An 18690-nucleotide genomic window follows, 5' to 3' on the forward strand; every position below is an offset into this window, starting at 1 on the left:
CCTTAATCGCATGCCTCGTAGAACATTAAGAAGATTTGTCCCTGTGCTTCTTTCCTACGAGTAAAGAAGTGTTTCAGACAAAACCCTCAGGGGGAAGATAGAACCGGCGCAATGTTGATCAGAACACCAGCTAGTATAAGTACCTAACGTATTTTCGAGAAAAATGTTTGGTTTATGCACAAAATAGGAAATAGACCTGACGTGAATCAGGCCTATTTCCTTAAATTATAGTTCTTGGTTGTTGCAAAGTAATAATTACTTCACTTCAACTTCAGCACCAGCTTCTTCAAGTTGTTTTTTCAAAGCCTCAGCTTCGTCTTTAGCAACACCTTCTTTAACTGGTTTTGGAGCGCCGTCAACTAGTTCTTTCGCTTCTTTCAGTCCAAGACCAGTAAGATCTTTAACCAATTTCACAACTGCCAGTTTACCAGCACCTGCTGATTTCAAAATTACATCAAAAGACGTTTTTTCTTCTGCTGCTGGAGCGTCACCGCTTCCACCTGCTGGTCCTGCAACCACTACTGCACCTGCAGCTGCTGGTTCGATACCATATTCGTCTTTAAGAATTGTAGCCAATTCGTTCACTTCTTTAACCGTTAGGTTAACAAGCTGTTCCGCGAAAGCTTTCAAATCTGCCATTTTTATTTTCGATTTTTTGATTATACAATATAAGATGATTTTGAAGCTCCATTTATTATCAACCCGGAGAGCTCAGCCTGGCTACTTATATAATTAGTCTTCCTTCTCAGATAAAGTTTTGAGAATTCCAGCCAATTTGTTTCCACCGCTTGAAAGAGCGCCGATAACGTTTTTGGCAGGAGATTGCAACAATCCGATAACTTCTCCGATAAGCTCTTGCTTCGATTTCAAAGAAATCAAAACGTCAAGCTGGCTTTCGCCTACGAAAACAGATGAATCAACAGAAGCTCCTTTGAATTTAAGCTTGTCGCTACCTGATTTCTTCTTGAAGTCTTTAATCAATTGTGCAGGAACTTTACCTGACTCCGGGTGAAACATGATACCGGAAAATCCTTTAAGGACTTCATCAAATGATGAGTAATCCGTATCTAATGTTTCTAGTGCTTTTTTAATCAGAGTATTCTTAACAACACGATACTCAATACCTTTTTCGAAGCACAGGCCTCTAAGTGTATTTACCTCACCTACGGACATTCCGTTTGCGCTGGTAATATAGAAGTATGGCGTGTTCGAGAATTTCTGACTTAGCTCGTCAATAATTACTGCTTTCTCTTCCCGTGTCATATTATAATCCTGGAATCGTGTTTTTATCAATAGTAACACCCGGGCTCATCGTGCTTGACAAGTGAATGCTCTTAACGTAGGTACCTTTTGCAGATGATGGCTTAAGGCGAATCAATGTATTGATTACCTCTGTAGCATTTTGTGCAAGTTGGTCAGTTCCAAAAGAAACTTTACCTACACTGGTATGGATGATACCGGTTTTATCAACCTTGAAATCAATCTTACCAGCTTTTACTTCTTTAACAGCCTTCGCAACATCTGGTGTTACTGTACCTGACTTAGGGTTAGGCATCAGACCACGAGGACCCAATACTTTACCTAATTTACCCACTTTTGCCATTACAGAAGGCATAGTAATGATCACGTCTATATCTGTCCAGCCTTGCTCAATCTTTTGAATGAACTCGTCGAGGCCAACATAATCTGCTCCGGCTTCTTTCGCTTCTGCTTCCTTATCAGGAGTACACAATACCAATACGCGTACTTCTTTTCCGGTTCCGTGTGGCAATGTCACCACGCCACGTACCATTTGATCAGCTTTACGAGGATCTACGCCAAGACGTACATCGATGTCCACTGATGAATCAAATTTGGTATAGGAAATCGTCTTAAGTACCTCCGCTGCCGCCTCTAGTGAGTAAGCTTGGTCTGCGTCGAATTTCGAAAGAGCTTCTTTTTGCTTTTTGGTCAATTTTCCCATGTTCTTTGTTTCTTAGGCGCTATTTAAACGCTCAGTTGTTTTCTTCCCACGGGGCTTTGCCAGCGACGGTAATACCCATACTACGAGCCGTTCCCGCAATCATCTTCATAGCAGACTCAACAGTAAAGCAGTTAAGGTCAGGCATTTTAGTCTCAGCGATCGTACGAACCTGATCCCAAGATACTGAACCTACTTTTAAACGGTTTGGCTGAGCCGAACCAGTCTTTACTTTTGATGCTTCCAGAAGCAAAATCGCGGCCGGGGGGGTCTTGATAACGAAATCAAAAGACTTATCCTTATAGTACGTAATAACTACCGGCAATACCACACCAGGTTTATCCTGAGTACGGCCATTGAATTGCTTACAAAACTCCATGATATTCAAACCCTTCGATCCTAGTGCAGGACCGATTGGAGGTGAAGGGTTGGCTGAGCCACCTTTTACCTGTAGTTTGACGTATCCACCTATTTCTTTTGCCATTGTTTTGGAATTTGTTCGGTTCACTGATTAATTAAGCGGCTCACATGCAAGTGGAAGCTTACCCTGCCCGTTCTTTTAATCAATTATCCTTTTCTACTTGTGCGTAACTGAGTTCCACGGGTGTATTACGCCCGAATATTTTTACAACTACATTGAGTTTTTTCTTCTCATCAAATACTTCTTCCACCAAGCCGATAAAGCCACTGAATGGGCCATCTACCACCTGCACTGTTTCGCCTTTGATAAACGACATGCTTGGTGCTTCTTCCAGCTGTTCTGCTTCATCCACTCGTCCAAGTATTCTGTTGATCTCAGATTGTCTCAGAGGAACAGGTACTTTTGAGTTACCTTCCGAGTTTCCAAGGAATCCGATAACACCGGGAATACTTGTAATAATGTGCAAAACTTCCCCTTTGGATAAATCAGCTGAAATGATAATGTACCCCGGGAAAAAGTTTTTCTCCCTAACTCTCTTTTTACCGTTACGCATTTCATATATCTTCTCCGAAGGAATAAGAATTTGCGGAACGAATTCTGTGAGTTTCTGCCGTGTTATTTCATTTTCGATGTAGGACTTGATTTTTTTCTCTTGTCCGGACACAGCTCTTAATACAAACCAATTTAGACTACTCATACCATTCTGGGGATTGCCAATATAATAGTCTTAGAAAGACTGATAAAACAGCCTTAGTGCATTTTCAAAAACGAGATCCATTATCCCTACAACGAATGCAAAAATAAGAGAACCCACAAGCACTAAAGTTGTGTTGGCCTGAAGTTCATTGAAAGGAGGCCATGTAACGTGCTGGGTCATTTCTTCCCAAGACAGTTTCAAAAAAGAAGTAAATTTTTCCATTTTTCTTTTTTATTATGCACGGGTGGAGAGATTCGAACTCCCATCAACGGTTTTGGAGACCGCTATTCTACCCTTGAACTACACCCGTATATCGTGCAATGCTTCCTTTCGGGGCTGCAAAGATACAACTTATTTACAAAAAACAAGTGCATTCCAAAAGAAATGCACTTGTTTTTTATTTTACCTCAGATTAGTCAACAATCTCAGTAACCTGACCAGCACCTACGGTACGTCCACCTTCACGAATCGCGAAACGAAGACCTTTTTCCATAGCAATCTTGTTGATCAATTTTACATCGATAGTAACGTTATCACCTGGCATAACCATTTCTACACCAGCTGGAAGAGTGATCTCTCCAGTTACGTCCGTAGTACGGAAGTAGAATTGAGGACGATATTTGTTAAAGAATGGAGTGTGACGTCCACCTTCTTCTTTCGATAGTACGTAAACCTCTCCTTTGAAAGTAGCGTGAGGCTTAACTGAACCTGGCTTACAGATAACCATACCACGACGGATATCTTCTTTGTTGATACCACGTAGCAATAGACCTACGTTATCACCAGCTTCTCCACGGTCAAGGATTTTACGGAACATCTCAACACCAGTTACGGTTGATTTAAGACCTTCAGCACCCATACCCAAGATATCTACAGGCTCACCAGAGTTGATCACACCACGCTCGATACGACCAGTTGCAACAGTACCACGACCAGTGATCGAGAATACGTCTTCAACAGGCATAAGGAATGGAAGATCAGTCATACGAGGAGGAATTGGAATGTAGCTGTCAACAGCATCCATCAAATCTTCGATCGTTTTAACCCATTTCTCTTCTCCATTCAAACCACCCAAAGCAGAACCCTGGATAACAGGAATGTTGTCTCCATCGTATTCGTAGAAGCTCAAAAGCTCACGAATTTCCATTTCAACAAGCTCAAGAAGCTCAGGATCATCAACCATATCCACTTTGTTCATGAATACAACAAGCTGAGGAACACCTACCTGACGAGCCAAAAGAATGTGCTCACGAGTTTGTGGCATAGGACCATCAGTAGCAGCAACTACGATGATAGCACCATCCATCTGAGCAGCTCCTGTAACCATGTTCTTTACGTAATCCGCGTGACCTGGGCAGTCAACGTGTGCGTAGTGACGGTTAGCAGTTGCGTATTCTACGTGAGATGTGTTAATTGTGATACCACGCTCTTTCTCTTCAGGAGCATTATCAATTGATGAGAAATCACGAAGTTGTGCAAGACCCTTTTTCGCCAACACAGTTGTGATAGCAGCAGTAAGGGTAGTTTTACCGTGGTCAACGTGCCCGATAGTACCAATATTTACGTGGGGTTTCGAGCGGTCAAACGTCTCTTTTGCCATGACTTAAGTACGCTTAAATTAAAAGTTATTACGAATTTATTAAACACTAATTATTGATTCTGTTTAGCTCATCTTCCTGACCGAGCGCCTCAAAATCAATTAAACTAAACAATATGAATCAAAATCTTTCTTTGAATCATTGAGAACACTTCCTCAACTTTTCATTTACTCCGAGCCATTGAGGGGACTTGATGGCACCGGCCACCCGGTCGCAGCGGCGGACCGTCCCTGACCTCTTCCTTACCAAGGAAGTGTTCTACTCAACTTTTCAAAATCTTACGAGCCATTGAGGGGATTTGAACCCCTGACCTCTTCCTTACCAAGGAAGTGCTCTACCCCTGAGCTACAACGGCAAAAAATCAAAACGCTAAGAAATGCAACTTTTAGCAAATCTATGAAACAACCAAAAAGCGATCAGCGAAAAATTATCAAAATGAATGTTTTCGCTGATCGCTCTCGGGTGTTTCAAAATTGAGCGGAAGACGAGGTTCGAACTCGCGACCTATAGCTTGGAAGGCTATCGCTCTACCAGCTGAGCTACTTCCGCAATCGTGTTGTGCCTGACTTCTAAACTGGTAATAAAGAAATCAATTCTGGCTCAAACTGTGGGGGCGGATGGATTCGAACCACCGTAGGCGTACACCAGCAGATTTACAGTCTGCCCCATTTGGCCACTCTGGTACACCCCCGTTTCAATATTTCAATACATCCGTGAAAGCCGCTTGTTTCACTTTTGGAGCTGCAAAATTATACCGTTTTTTATTATCGTCAAACTTTTTTAGAAAAATATTTCAAAAAAAATGTGGGGTCTGAGAATATTGATTCTCAATTACCCCACAATCAAGACTTTAAGTATTTTATAATTTTATCCCGAAACTGAGCATATTTACTTTAGGCCCGCGGTTTGTCTCATGTAACGTGTTTAAATCGTAGTTGACAAAAAGATCGACAAAATTCCGGAAGCCTATCTCAGCAGCCACACCATACCGAAAATCATTCAGGTAATAGTTGACTCTTTCACGATCATTATCCTTAGTTCCTACCCTTCTCACCTTAGTGTAGCTACCCAATCTGTAACCTCCATACATACCGGCACTCACATAAGAAATAAAAGAATTCTTAAAACTTACGGTTGGCATTAAAGACAAATTTACATTCGGAACAACCAATTTACTTTTTCTCAGCTCTACCTCATTACCATTGTTGTCCTCCACCAGAGGAAAATCTACTCTGTCGGTCAACTTCGTAATCGTGTTGTTCCCGTCGTACATCAGATTAAACCAGGAAAAATCAATTCCGAAATCAAGATGAAAGCCTGCTTTCTGCCCTCTGGCAATTTTCGCACTTGCAATATAACCAAGGCTTACAAAACGGGAACCAAACGGACGCAGATCGTAATCTTCCTTATTGTAAATTCCTCCGGGATCATTTGATCCGTAAGTATTTAGTCCCAAAGCGAAAGCAAAACCTTTTCTTGGACTGGACCCGACACGTGAACGATGAAAATTCTTGCCAATACGCTTATAATCTTTGTCTTTATCACCATCGTCGTCATCGTCATTGTCATCATCATGATCTCTCACTGACACACCATCTGCATCAATTCTTACCTCTGTATCGCCATCTTTTACATGTACTCCCCTCACTCCAATGCGTACATAATCTTCATCCGATTTGTCCTTCAGATATCGTTTGCCATCCACTTCTTCTCTCAGAAAGGTGGTGTCTGAACGGGACGAATCCAGCTTCACATGCAAATCTCTCAATAATGCATTCAGATCATACCTCATGATCTTATCCAGCTCCGACTTGTTTTCGCCGTAGATAATCAAGCGTGTTTTATTGCCGAACGTAACGATGATCGAGTCTTTTTCCGCCACACGCATTATTCCTGATGCTTTAACTCCGGTAAACGCGCAGCATAACGCAATAACAATGGCTACATATAATTGCTTTTTCATGGCTTCTGATTTTTAAAATTTAGTTCTTTCTTTTAGGTTCTGATATTTTTCCGAGACCTTTTCTTCACCGTCTCTCAAACGGCCATCCACACGTGCTACTACCTCTTTAGGATTGAATCCAACTTCTTTCCAATCCACAGATTCACCGTGTTTCACATTTTTCAACTGGCGGAAGATTTTACTCAATCGGGATGACTTTTCCTGTTCGATTTCCATCTTAGGTTCCGACACATTTACTACAATCGTTCTGTTTTCTGATTCGTTTTGCGCCACGGATTTTACACTGGCTATTTCAGGAACAGACTCAATCTCAGGATAACTCAGCTCCTCGCTGGTATCTATTGTTTGAATTTCTTTTTTGGTAACCGATTCAACAACAGCAATCATGGGCTGTGTAACCTGTTTTTCAGATACATTCTCATTTTGTTGAACCTGTATCTTTTCGATATACTTTTCAGCTGACTTAGCGATCTGGCTGGTTTCTCCTGTTGGCAGGCTATCCACAGTTACGGAAGGATTGACGATTGTTTTATCCTCAGTGGGCAAACTTGTTTTCACTGCCAGTTCCGACCCGACATTTCCTGCCTCATTCATCCAGATCACATAACCTGCAAGTAGCGTCACCACCACACCTGCGGCCATATACCAAACCAGCAGAGGTAATCGCTTTTCTTCTTTTACAGGTCTGATACGTTCCCATGCAGCAGCAGAAGGAGTGCGCTCAATACCTTCCAGCTTCTTTTTGAAAATATCATCAATAGGATGCTTTTTCATATTCTACTTTTTTTTTAAATCCTTGCTCCCATTCCAAAACCATCTTTTGCAGCAAAGCCCGGGCTCTATGCAATTGTGATTTTGAAGTACTCTCACTAATTCCCAGCATTTCCGCGATTTCAGCATGGCTGTAGCCTTCAATAGCGTATAAATTAAAGACCGTTCGGTAACCCACCGGCAAATCGCCGATCAGGCTCAGAAGTTCCTCAGCATTCAGATTCTCATCAGCCAGCGAATAATCCGGAATATTAGCTGCTTCGTCTGACAAAGTATCTTCCAGCATTCTCTTCTGTTTTCTGAGATAACCGAGTGCTTCATTTACCATGATTCTCCGGATCCAGCCTTCAAAACTACCTTCTTCAGAAAACTGATCAATCTTACTGAAAACGCGCATGAAACCTTCAATCATAATGTCCTCTGCAATCATTTCATCACAGGCATAGCGGAAACATAACCCCAGCATGCGGGAGCTATATTTTTCGTACACTTGCCGCTGTGCCTTCGGATCTTGCTTCCTGAGCGCTTTGACGAGCTGTGCTTCCTGATTAAAAAATGATAGAATTCGACCCATTCAGAATATTGATTTCAACCACAAGATGCTGCTGTACGTGGTTCAGGTTGCATGGCTTTCTTATTTTTTCACAAATCACTTCCGGTTTTTTCGAAATCGCCAAAAAAATGAATCGTAATAAGCTTTTAATCAGCATTTTAAAACATAAATAAAAAGTTAAAAAAAACTTATTTATTCACTAAAAATAATATTCTCCCAGCGATCTTTTAGTTTTGACAGAAAATAAACCAAAGCATAAGATGTTTGATTCAACGGCTCCTATCGGGATTTTTGACAGCGGTATAGGTGGTATGACTGTAGCCAGTGCTGTAACAAGACTGCTACCCAAAGAGAATACAATCTACTTTGGCGACACGGCTCACTTGCCTTATGGAGATAAGTCAACAGCCGCCATTCAGGCCTATTCTATCAAAATTTGCAATATGCTTCTGCAACAGAACTGTAAGCTGATTCTTATCGCTTGTAATTCTGCCTCAGCAGCAGCTTTCGAATTGGTGAGAGAATATGTGGGTAGTAAAGCCTGGGTACTCAATGTGATTGATCCTGTTGTAGATTATATCAAGGAGCATTACGATGGAAAAACGATTGGTCTGATAGGTACCAAACAAACCGTATTATCCAATGTATATAAAAAGAAAGTTGACGCTCTGAATAAAAATATCCAGCTTAAATCTCTGGCAACGCCCTTGCTGGCTCCTATGATTGAAGAAGGTTTTTTTGATAATAACATTAGCGAAAGCATCATAGCCAGCTATCTTTCCGATCCTGCCTTGGCGGAGATAGAGGCTTTGATTCTGGGTTGTACCCATTATCCGTTGATCAAACAGCAGATCGGGGCTTTTTATGGAAACAAAGTAGAAATCCTTGATACTTCGGAAATCGTCGCCAATTCGCTGAGAGCATTACTTGAACAGCATTATCTCATTAATGACAAAGGAGAAGGCAAACGGAATTTTTATGTCTCCGATTATACCCTTTCCTTTGAGCAATCCACTAATATATTCTTCGGTAAGCAAATTCAGTTGGAGCATTACCCTCTATGGGAGTAGCCTATTCCTGATATACAATTTTAAGAGGTTCGAGTAGTCCGGAAGGCATAGGTTGCCATGAAGAGGCATCGAACTTCTTATAGGTAATATCCGCCACATTGATATCATAAAATTTCTTCCAGTCGGGGAGCTGTTTATCGCGCAGGCGCATGTAATTGGCCGAAAGATTGGTAACTTCTATTTCCATCTTATTACCTTTCTCCTTCAAAATTCCGGATTGTATATCTGCGATGAATGGTATAGACCAAAATGTTCCCAAAACTTTACCATTGATTTTAACTGTTGCTACTTCCCTCACATCTCCCAGGTCGAGTTGTAAGCCTTTTTTTGTCAGTACCGACTTAGGCACATCGAACGTGACCGTATATCTGGCAGTACCGGAAAAATAAACGGCAGAATCTGATAGCTCTGTCCAGGATCCAAGCTTTTGTAATTTAGCTGTTTCAGGCAGAGACGGGCGACCTTTGAGGAATGTAATATCCCAATTCCCTGAAACAGGCACCGACTTGACCTTGCCTTTGACATTTGAAACAATTGCAACTCCTGATTCCTCTTCCAGAAAACAAGATTGACCTGGTAATAGCTTCAAATAAACCTGAGCTATTCCTGCACTGTCTCTTTTTGCCAATACAGAGATCCCATTCAGAGGATCATTTTTAGCCGCTACTTTGATCTTACCAAGCGATATCCAACCTTCTGTAAAAGCGTTACCTAAATTCGATACGAAGTAAATGACTTTGCCATTTTTTATCTTCCGGATATAAGAGAGACCCTTTTTTGATACTTCCTCCTGCACAACACCATTTTGGGCTAGCAATTTATCTACATCAGTACCTACCTGTACGGTATTTTTCCTGGATAGCTGAACCACGTTCTCCAGGAATGTTTTCTGCCTTTCATCGTGTTTGCCAAAGCCTGCAACCTGCTCAGGTGTTTTACCCTGAAAAATGATTTTACCTCCAGCCTGCGCAAGCCTAAGAAGCGACGCCAATGTTTCCTCGGGCATATAGGTTTCCGACGGAATAATCAAAGTTTTATAGCTGGTGGCTCCTGACGCCAGATTCCCTTTAGAATCCACTTTCAGTCTTTCCAGTTGCCTGTCAGATACAAAATCGAAAGAGTACCCGTCCTTCCAGAGTTGCTGTGTCAGCTTGCCGAATGGAAGATCAAGCAACCATCTGTCTACGTGATGTACCTCCAGCAAATGCACACCGCCAGACGATCGTGCAGGCTTTGCCCAAAGATCGTGTATCGGAAAATAGACCAGTACATCATTATCGGGTTTACTCTCCTGCAAAATACTCTGGCACTTTTCTACGTATTTGTTCAACAAATGAAAATGCTCTGCAAAATGGGAAGTAGGTCCATAGTTAGTTGAGGCATAGAACAGCCAACCCGGATAAGGGTCATTGATGGGAGAATAGGTCGTTCCGTGATAAAATATGTGGTTAATACCCGATACAAACAACTCGTCAATCTGAGGTTTGATCTGAGATAAAGAAACTTTAAAATGATTGGCAAGCCAGGTGCTGGTTTCAGAACTCACCAGTTTTTTGCCTGAAAAATGCGCTGCTGACGATGCGAATTTCATAGCCAGAGGATTTGGTGTACCAAATTGTTTGATCGAATAATCAGGATCTACCCGAAGGCCGGGAATGGGAAAACGACTTGTACCGAAAGATTCTGTTTCGGGGATATCGGACTCATCATACAAATCCAGCAAATTCCCCGGAGATCCGTGCGCCTGGTAACGCGTTTTAAACCCATGATCTCTGCTCCACTTCGTCCAGCTATTCGCATAACGTTCTCTCAGTAACTCTGCCAATGTTTGCTGATAATCTATCCTGACGAGCCCGGCATTTTGTTTGTTGACAGAATCTTTCAGAAGAGTCAGATTAGGCCTTAAATCATATCCTCTTCTTTTTTGAAATTCAGTGAGAAAATCCTCTGTCCAGTTGGCACCATAAGCTTCGTACGAATCCATATACATGGATCTTGGTTTTTCCCTGACTGCAGAAAATGCCGAATCAAATCTGGTGAGGTATTGCGACATGGCAGACTTATGAAACGGATTAAATACCAATCCTTCTCCACCTGGTGCGGCACGCTTCACCATTTGCTTCGTATTCTTTACAGACGGTGCACCATCTACTACTTCCATTTGTAGAGCGCCCAGCTCTGTACTAACGTTAGGTCCGCCAAACGGCCAGCCAGTACCAGTTGTCATATCTACTCCTAAGCCAAGCTTCTTACCTTCTGCAACTGTATACTCCATCATCTCCAGCCATTTTGGGCTCAGGAATGGAATGAAATCTTTCTCTGCTCCCTTGGCACCGTAAATCGGGATGATATGAACTCCCCCCAAACCGGATTTTTTAAAAATATCCAGCTGAGCTTTAATGTCCTGTTTTTTAACAGCACTCCCCATCCACCACCAGTACGTCCAGGGCCTGGCTGTTGAAATATTCTGAGCGTTCACAGTTAACGCAAAGCTCATCAAGCATAACAATATTCTAAGACGCATCGTAAACAATTTTTTCAAGTAAAGACGACCTCACTCTTTCTTACCCTACTTTATCCGCTTTTTTTACGGATAATCTGAAATAAAAAAAGCGAAACCATTTTCAGGTTCCGCCTTCTACATATTCATGGTGGTGATAAACTAATTCTGAGAATAGGCATGCTTTATACGCGAATTCACAAACTCACGTGCCGCCTGATCTCTTTTACTATTCCGGTACCAGAGATAGCCAATAACCGCTACAATAAGGTATGGCATCACAAAAAGATATACAATTCCTGTGTTCAAGCCTACCCCTACGTTATTTCTTCCGTTTCCTATTGTACTTTCCACTGAACCACGGCACATAGCGCACTGCGCCCAGGTATCTACAGATGATAATACCAGCATCGCCAGCATTCCGAATAAAACAGCTGTCTTTTTCATACGTAATATGGACTAATCATCAAATATACAACCACCCCGCTGATACTTACATACAACCATATCGGAAAAGCATATTTCACTGCCTTTCTGTGCTGAGCCAGCTGGTTGGTATACCCAAAATAAACTGCCCTTAACACAAACCATACAACACCTATTGAAAGCACAATGTGTGAAATCAATAAAAAATAATAGGTAAAACGCAGTACCGCTCCTTCTCCTCCAAATGGAGTTGACGGATTCGAAATATGGTAAAGCACATAACAAACAAGGAAAACTGCGCCCAAACCAAAAGCTGCGGTCATCATTTGCCGATGTCCGTTTGCATTGCCCTTCTTAATATGATAATATCCCACTATCAGACATATCGCAGTCAAGGAGTTAATCACACCAATCACATGTGGAAGCACCCTTGTCCATTCACCAAGCTCCACCTTTTGTCTTATTCCTAAAATAGCCGCTACCGCTATCGGTATTGCTACTGCCAGAATATTAATAATGCGTTCGTATTTTTTCTGATCTTTATCAAGCATTAAAGTCGCCATAACCTATTTCACTAAACCTCTTTTTTCACCTAAATCTAAAATCTTTATTTCCGCCATCAAACGATCTGTTTCGTCATGGCTGGCGCCGTTATAATAACCTCTGATCCTCCCTTCCTTATCAATAAGTATCCATCTGTTATCTCTGTCACCAACTACAGTTTTGCCGGGATCCTGGTAATCCCACAACAAAACGCTCGTGCGATCCCCGTCCACTAATTTAACACTCCGCCAGCCATCTTTCCAGCCTCTCACGGATGCATCAACAATTGTATCACTTACCAACATCACATTCAAATCTTTGATTCCCTCTGTAAGACCGTAAATTCTATCCAGATTATCATGCATCACCTCGCAGCTATCAACACAATTCGGTTCGAAATAGCTTATTACAGTCAGTTTATCTCTGAATTTATAACCGCCTATATCGGGAAGCGCATAAAATACCGTGTCACCTCTTTCAACCTTGATCTGCCCGGCTGCATTTTTAACCGGATGAAAATAAGGGATATTGTAGTGGTTCGTAGTAAAGAACCTCAGGAAGCCAAAAACCAAAGCCGGTATTACTAATGTTACAATCAGTAATCCGGCTTTGACATATTTCTTTATCATTTATTCTTAACCAAAAATGGCATCGTAGATCGCCTGACCTTCAAGTAAAAGTGCAAGAATTAACCATGCAACAAATATAATCGGCACTAGTATCGACCAAATCAGGGACTTTGCTTCGTGTTTTAAGTGCATAAACTCACCCACGATATAGAACGCTTTCACAATTGTCATTACGATGAAGATTGTAATCTTCAAAACACCGTGAGGGACAGTAAATGCGATAAGGAATTCTAGAGCAGTAAGGATCAACAAGATCCAGAAAGTTTTCCAGATTGCTTTGCGTTGCTCAGCACCCGCGTTAGGATCCTGGTTATGTATATGATGTGCTTCTGACATGATATCTAAGAATTAAGAGGTTTCGGGAAGACTAAACCAGATAGAAGAATGTAAATACGAATACCCAAACAAGGTCTACAAAGTGCCAGTATAAACCTACTTTTTCAACCATTTCATAACTTCCGCGTCTGTCGTAAAGACCAGTTGCCGTACGGAAGAAAATAAGGATATTCAAAACAACCCCACTGAATACGTGCGTTCCATGGAAACCAGTAATGAAGAAGAAGAAGTCTGCAAATGCAGCAGGACCATATTGATTCTCAATAAGATTTGCTCCAAAGACCGTTTTGGTTACTTCTACCCCCTTCTCGATTACAGTGAAGACAGAACCTGAATCAGTTCCGTGAATAAAGTGAGCCCATTCCCAAGCCTGGCATCCAAGAAAAGTAAAACCACCAAGGATAGTCCAAAGCATATATTTTTCAACGCTGGCACGATCCATACGATGTCCCGCTTCCACTGCCAATACCATCGTTACGCTACTAGCAATAAGTATGAACGTCATGATACCTACAAATACCAAAGGCAACGACATCCCATGTAAAAACGGAACAGCCTCGTAAACCTTTTCAGGAATTGGCCAATATAAGTTTGAAAACGTAAAATCAGCAAAATCACCTGAAAACGCGGGAAAACTAAATCTCTGATACCCGTACGCTACCAATAAGGCAGAGAATGTAAAAGTATCCGAAATGAGGAAAAACCACATCATTAGTTTACCGTAACTCGCTTTCATAGGCTCAATACCTCCCATCCACATTTTGGGTTCTACCGAGCCAGGTGTTGTTACATGTGCAGCCATTGGTGAAAATTATCAATTAAAAGTCAATAAAAAAACAAAAAGGTATAACCAGAGAATATCCAAAAAGTGCCAGTAGGTGGTACAGATCTGAATTCTTCTCAGATTCTTAGAATGAACATTCAAACGAAACGCTGCTGTTAAGGCAGTGATCAGCACTATTAGACCAGTGATGATGTGAAAACCATGCAGCCCTGTAAATACATAAAAAAACGAGCCTGATGGATTTCCGACAAAATATACATTCATCGCCACGAGTTGCTTCCAACCTTCAAACTGCATCCAGAGGAAAACAAGACCCAGCACAAAAGTAATAGAAATTGCCAGCTTCAATTGTTTGAACTGATCTTTTTTTGCTGACAAGTATGCCCAGTGCATAGCCACACTGCTGGCTATCAAAACGACGGTACTGTACCAAAAAATGACAGGCATTTCAAACTCCAGCCAGTTCCCTTCAGCTCTTCTCACCAGATATGCACTGGTTTGAGAAGCAAACAGCATGATGATACTAACCAGAAACAACCACAAAATAAACTTGATAGGATCCATCGCCAGTGGCGCCTTGGGTTCCTTATCGATATTAACCTGTTGAATATTCTCCATCTCTCTTAAATCTTATATCACAATTTATCCAACAAAAAAGCTATCTGTACGATCGGCAAATAAATGAACGAGCCGAACATTAACTGGCGCGCTGTTTGATCTGTACACTTCCGCATGAGATGGAAAGTCTGTGCTAAAAACAAAATTCCAAATATTGTTGCTACGAAAGCTGAATTGATTCCTGTCATTCCCAATTCGTAAGGCAACCAGCCTACGGGTAACAGAAACAATGTGTAAATCATCATTTGTAAAGCCGAATCCGCATCCTTCAAACCTTTTGCAGGAAGCAACTTAAAGCCAGCTCTTTTGTAATCCTCATCCAAAACCCAGGCAATTGCCCAAAAGTGAGGAAATTGCCAGAAGAACTGAATCGCGAACAGAATCCCCGGTTCCAGTCCGAAATGATTTGTCGCTGCCAACCATCCGATCATAGGAGGAAAGGCTCCGGGAAATGCCCCGACAAACACTGCTATCGGTCCTACCTTCTTCAATGGTGTGTATACAAATCCGTACAGTACCAATGAAAGCAAAGAAATAAGACCCGTTATTAAATTAAATACCGATACAAATATGAACAGTGACGTTACTCCTAAAACAATACACAATGTGATTGCCTGGTTTACCGATATTCTACCACTTGGAAGTGGTCTTGATGCTGTTCTTTTCATCATTTTATCAGTATCCTTTTCAAGAATCTGATTGATGATATTGGCTGCTCCGGTAATTCCGATAGAAGCGATTACAAACAATACCAACTTGGTCCAAACAACTTCTTTCGCGCCAAGGCAGTAACCCATAGCACCAGAGAAAGCAATCAAAGATGCCAGTCTGAATTTCAGTAATTCAAAACCTACTCTCAATCGGTCTCCGAAAGCTACTTCTGTTATTGATGATGTCATTATTTTACTCACTTATCTTACTCCGATTCCTATTACACCAAACTCTTCTTCACTAAATACTTATTCTCATTGATCAGCAGCCAGATCACATATTGTATTCCAATTAGCAGAATACCCATTGTCAGGTGCATTGGCTGAGCAAACGGTGGAACGCCAAAATAGGCCATTGCAATTCCTGATAACACTTCCAGTAGCAACACAACCTGGCATCCCTTAACGAACTTAATTAATCTGCTGTCAGCCCCATTTTTTTCTACCTGATATAACCAATAAAAATTAGCTATTACAACCAGTATTGAAAACGAGCGGTGGATATAAAAGCCTGTTCCCAGGTTATCAATCCATTCAGCTCTGGCTCCGTATCCCAATGAATGAATCACTTCATCCATATTTTCACGAACCTGAGTTCCAAGCAAAATCTGTATCAGAGATAATCCTAGTATTAATAAGCCCAATTTATTCAACAAAGGCTTATTACTTTTAGCTCTGAACAAACCTGTTGAAAACGTTGACCAGGTAAACAGATATAATAAAATAAACACGATTACTATTGCCAGTAACATGTGTATTGTAATCATCCCCGGCATTAGCTCTGTAGCAACAACCTTCGCTCCAAGCCATCCCTGAACTCCAACTAATATAAAAGCAGACAAACTATAGTAGAATATCTTCCCGTAACCAGCCTTCAAATAAGGAATAGACGCAAGAAGCGTCAAAAAGATCATGATTCCTGTTACAACACCCACAAGTCGGTTTACGTATTCCGTCCAGGTTTTAACAGGATTAAACTCTATCTCACCTTTCAGTTTTGCTCCGTAAATCTCCTTATAATTTTCAGGAAGTTGCGAAAGTTCAGTTGGTGGCACCCATTGACCAAAACACTTAGGCCAGTCGGGACAGCCCATTCCGGAACCTGTACTTCTCACTACTCCTCCGGCGATAATCACCAGATAAAGCGAAATAACAGTATTTAAAGCCAGCCGGCGAAATTTCCGGCTGGCTTTAAAATCAATGTGCGTTGAACTGATCATTAAAATTCTGCGCTTCGATTAATTTCTCTGTCGCGATCAGCTCATTCTCATGTGGGAAATTGGATTCCAATGTTTGAGAATATGGTATATTTTGTGGAATAAAATCTTCCTTAGCACCTGGCTTACTGTAGTCATATGACCAACGGTATACTGCAGGTATTTCACCAGGCCAGTTACCATGAACCGGCTCAATAGGAGTTGTCCATTCCAATGTGTTAGATCTCCATGGATTAAGAGGAGCTCTCTTACCTTTGAAAATGCTATAGAAGAAGTTCCAAAGGAAAATAAACTGAGCAAGGAATGAGAATATCGCCGCCACAGATATGAACATGTTCATGTCCATAAACTTATGCGTAAAGTCGTAGCTTGTGAACTGGTAGTATCTACGTGGGAAACCTGCGATACCGACATAGTGCATCGGGATAAATATCAGGTAAATACCTATAAATGTAAACCAGAAGTGTATCTGACCCAGAGTTGGGTTCATCATACGACCGAACATCTTAGGGAACCAGTGGTAAACCCCGGCAAACAAACCAAATGCTGACGCAGCACCCATTACCAAGTGGAAGTGAGCTACTACGAAGTAAGTATCATGCAATTGAATATCCAAAGCACTGTTTCCAAGGATGATACCTGTAAGACCACCCGATACGAACAGAGAAACCAAACCAATTGAGAACAACATACCAGGAGTAAACACGATGTTACCCTTCCACAATGTGGTGATATAGTTAAACCCTTTTACAGCAGATGGTACAGCGATAATCAACGTCAGGAACATGAACACAGATCCAAGGAATGGGTTCATACCCGTTACGAACATGTGGTGAGCCCATACAATAAATGCAAGGAATGCAATACCCAACATGGATGCGATCATCGCACGGTATCCAAAGATTGGCTTACGTGAGTTAGTTGCAATAATTTCAGATGTAATACCCAAACCAGGCAACAATACGATATATACTTCAGGGTGACCCAGGAACCAGAACAAGTGCTGGAACAAAATCGGGCTACCACCTACGTTTGGCAAAGCCTCACCGTTAATATAAATATCAGAAAGATAGAAGCTCGTTCCGAAGTGACGGTCCATAATCAGCAACAATACTGAAGACAATAACACTGGGAAAGAGATAAGACCAAGAACAGCTGTAATAAGGAACGACCAGATTGTCAAAGGAAGACGATCGAAAGACATACCTCTTGTTCTCAGGTTAATGATACTAGTGATATAGTTGATACCTCCAAGTAGCTGAGACACGATAAAGAACGCCATAGCTGCAAGCCATAATGTCATACCCATTCCTGAACCCGGGTGAGCCTGAGGCAAAGCACTCAAAGGAGGATAAATTACCCAACCACCAGCTGCAGGTCCTGCTTGCAGGAACAATGAAGCAAACATAATGATACTGGCAAGGAAGAAGAACCAGTAAGAAAGCATGTTCATGAAACCGGATGCCATATCACGTGCACCGATTTGAAGAGGAATCAGAAAGTTACTGAAAGTACCACTCAATCCGGCTGTCAATACAAAGAATACCATGATAGTACCGTGCATCGTTACAAGAGCCAGATAGAAATTAGGATCCAATTTCCCGCTTTCGCTGATCCAACCTCCAAGAATTGGTTTTAACCAAGACAAATTAGAGTCCGGCATACCCAACTGAATACGGAAGATTACAGACATTGATATACCTATAACAGCCCAAATAATCCCGGTGATCAGGTACTGTTTTGCTATAATTTTGTGATCCTCGGAGAAGACATACTTCTGCCAGAAGTTCTGTGACTCATGGTGATGATCGTGCGCATCTACATGAGCGGTATCCATTCCTTCAACAGCTGACATATACTATAAGATATTTTAAAATTATGATTATTAACGGAA

At 41.5% G+C, this 18690-nt stretch carries 21 protein-coding genes and 4 tRNA genes; 1 reads left to right on the forward strand and 24 read right to left on the reverse strand.

Translation table 11 applies throughout. The annotated features are described in order from the left end of the window. Positions 1–255 precede the first annotated feature (255 nt). The 14 genes from rplL to DSL64_RS16495 form a co-directional block, all read right to left on the reverse strand. Positions 256–639 carry a 50S ribosomal protein L7/L12 gene (gene rplL, locus DSL64_RS16430; protein WP_115832000.1) on the reverse strand — a complete coding sequence of 128 codons (384 nt, stop codon included), beginning with the start codon at positions 637–639 and terminating at the stop codon, positions 256–258. A gap of 93 nt (positions 640–732) precedes the next feature. Further along, positions 733–1263, reverse strand: coding sequence for a 50S ribosomal protein L10 (rplJ, locus tag DSL64_RS16435; RefSeq protein WP_115832001.1), 531 nt, complete (start codon positions 1261–1263; stop codon positions 733–735). A gap of 1 nt (position 1264) precedes the next feature. Further along, complete coding sequence (rplA, locus tag DSL64_RS16440) at positions 1265–1963, reverse strand: 50S ribosomal protein L1 (protein WP_115832002.1); 699 nt, start codon at positions 1961–1963, stop codon at positions 1265–1267. Positions 1964–1994: 31 nt separating this feature from the next. Then, positions 1995–2444: a 50S ribosomal protein L11 gene (gene rplK, locus DSL64_RS16445; protein WP_115832003.1), complete on the reverse strand. Its 450-nt coding sequence runs from the start codon at positions 2442–2444 to the stop codon at positions 1995–1997. Positions 2445–2523: 79 nt separating this feature from the next. Then, positions 2524–3078 carry a transcription termination/antitermination protein NusG gene (gene nusG, locus DSL64_RS16450; RefSeq protein ID WP_115832004.1) on the reverse strand — a complete coding sequence of 185 codons (555 nt, stop codon included), beginning with the start codon at positions 3076–3078 and terminating at the stop codon, positions 2524–2526. 30 nt (positions 3079–3108) lie between these two features. Next, positions 3109–3300 carry a preprotein translocase subunit SecE gene (gene secE, locus DSL64_RS16455; RefSeq protein WP_115832005.1) on the reverse strand — a complete coding sequence of 64 codons (192 nt, stop codon included), beginning with the start codon at positions 3298–3300 and terminating at the stop codon, positions 3109–3111. A gap of 17 nt (positions 3301–3317) precedes the next feature. Then, a tRNA-Trp gene (locus DSL64_RS16460) sits at positions 3318–3388 on the reverse strand. Between the two features lie 102 nt (positions 3389–3490). Beyond that, positions 3491–4678 (reverse strand): elongation factor Tu, encoded by a 1188-nt coding sequence (gene tuf, locus DSL64_RS16465; RefSeq protein WP_115832006.1) that lies wholly within the window; start codon positions 4676–4678, stop codon positions 3491–3493. Between the two features lie 281 nt (positions 4679–4959). Beyond that, a tRNA-Thr gene (locus tag DSL64_RS16470) sits at positions 4960–5031 on the reverse strand. Positions 5032–5152: 121 nt separating this feature from the next. Beyond that, a tRNA-Gly gene (locus DSL64_RS16475) sits at positions 5153–5225 on the reverse strand. A gap of 59 nt (positions 5226–5284) precedes the next feature. After that, positions 5285–5367 (reverse strand) — tRNA-Tyr (locus DSL64_RS16480). Positions 5368–5535: 168 nt separating this feature from the next. Further along, positions 5536–6639: a porin family protein gene (locus tag DSL64_RS16485; RefSeq protein ID WP_115832007.1), complete on the reverse strand. Its 1104-nt coding sequence runs from the start codon at positions 6637–6639 to the stop codon at positions 5536–5538. Positions 6640–6651: 12 nt separating this feature from the next. Further along, positions 6652–7413, reverse strand: coding sequence for a hypothetical protein (locus DSL64_RS16490; protein ID WP_115832008.1), 762 nt, complete (start codon positions 7411–7413; stop codon positions 6652–6654). Continuing rightward, a complete protein-coding gene (locus tag DSL64_RS16495) occupies positions 7394–7984 on the reverse strand; it encodes an RNA polymerase sigma factor (RefSeq protein WP_115832009.1) in 591 nt (196 codons plus the stop codon). The genes DSL64_RS16490 and DSL64_RS16495 overlap by 20 nt, the downstream gene beginning before the upstream one ends. Positions 7985–8223: 239 nt before the next feature. Between DSL64_RS16495 and murI the strand changes: the two genes are divergently transcribed. Next, a complete protein-coding gene (gene murI / locus DSL64_RS16500; RefSeq protein WP_115832010.1) occupies positions 8224–9033 on the forward strand; it encodes a glutamate racemase in 810 nt (269 codons plus the stop codon). A 1-nt stretch (position 9034) separates the two neighbouring features. Here the strand turns inward: murI and DSL64_RS16505 are convergent, their stop codons facing one another. The 10 genes from DSL64_RS16505 to DSL64_RS16550 all read right to left on the reverse strand — a co-directional run bounded on the left by DSL64_RS16505 (position 9035) and on the right by DSL64_RS16550 (position 18651). Next, the gene (locus DSL64_RS16505) at positions 9035–11530 is read right to left on the reverse strand and encodes a glycosyl hydrolase (RefSeq protein ID WP_229217115.1); all 2496 of its coding nucleotides are present in this window, start codon (positions 11528–11530) and stop codon (positions 9035–9037) included. Between the two features lie 165 nt (positions 11531–11695). Beyond that, the gene (locus tag DSL64_RS16510) at positions 11696–11980 is read right to left on the reverse strand and encodes a CAMCR motif-containing small membrane protein (protein ID WP_115832012.1); all 285 of its coding nucleotides are present in this window, start codon (positions 11978–11980) and stop codon (positions 11696–11698) included. After that, positions 11977–12522 carry a DUF420 domain-containing protein gene (locus tag DSL64_RS16515; protein WP_115832013.1) on the reverse strand — a complete coding sequence of 182 codons (546 nt, stop codon included), beginning with the start codon at positions 12520–12522 and terminating at the stop codon, positions 11977–11979. The genes DSL64_RS16510 and DSL64_RS16515 overlap by 4 nt, the downstream gene beginning before the upstream one ends. Positions 12523–12525: 3 nt before the next feature. Next, positions 12526–13131, reverse strand: a complete 606-nt coding sequence (locus DSL64_RS16520; protein ID WP_115832014.1) for a hypothetical protein — start codon at positions 13129–13131, stop codon at positions 12526–12528. A gap of 6 nt (positions 13132–13137) precedes the next feature. After that, on the reverse strand, positions 13138–13467 hold the full coding sequence (locus DSL64_RS16525) for a cytochrome C oxidase subunit IV family protein (RefSeq protein ID WP_115832015.1): 330 nt from the start codon (positions 13465–13467) through the stop codon (positions 13138–13140). A gap of 31 nt (positions 13468–13498) precedes the next feature. After that, the gene (locus DSL64_RS16530; protein ID WP_115832016.1) at positions 13499–14269 is read right to left on the reverse strand and encodes a cytochrome c oxidase subunit 3; all 771 of its coding nucleotides are present in this window, start codon (positions 14267–14269) and stop codon (positions 13499–13501) included. A gap of 12 nt (positions 14270–14281) precedes the next feature. Continuing rightward, positions 14282–14869: a cytochrome c oxidase subunit 3 gene (locus DSL64_RS16535; protein WP_115832017.1), complete on the reverse strand. Its 588-nt coding sequence runs from the start codon at positions 14867–14869 to the stop codon at positions 14282–14284. A gap of 17 nt (positions 14870–14886) precedes the next feature. Continuing rightward, positions 14887–15768 (reverse strand): heme o synthase, encoded by an 882-nt coding sequence (cyoE, locus tag DSL64_RS16540; RefSeq protein ID WP_115832018.1) that lies wholly within the window; start codon positions 15766–15768, stop codon positions 14887–14889. Positions 15769–15800: 32 nt separating this feature from the next. Further along, complete coding sequence (locus DSL64_RS16545) at positions 15801–16799, reverse strand: COX15/CtaA family protein (protein WP_115832019.1); 999 nt, start codon at positions 16797–16799, stop codon at positions 15801–15803. Next, positions 16777–18651, reverse strand: a complete 1875-nt coding sequence (locus tag DSL64_RS16550) for a cytochrome c oxidase subunit I (RefSeq protein WP_115832020.1) — start codon at positions 18649–18651, stop codon at positions 16777–16779. The genes DSL64_RS16545 and DSL64_RS16550 overlap by 23 nt, the downstream gene beginning before the upstream one ends. Positions 18652–18690: the final 39 nt, after the last annotated feature.

It is taken from the genome of Dyadobacter luteus, from assembly GCF_003383615.1.
Classification (GTDB): Bacteria; Bacteroidota; Bacteroidia; order Cytophagales; family Spirosomataceae; genus Dyadobacter; species Dyadobacter luteus.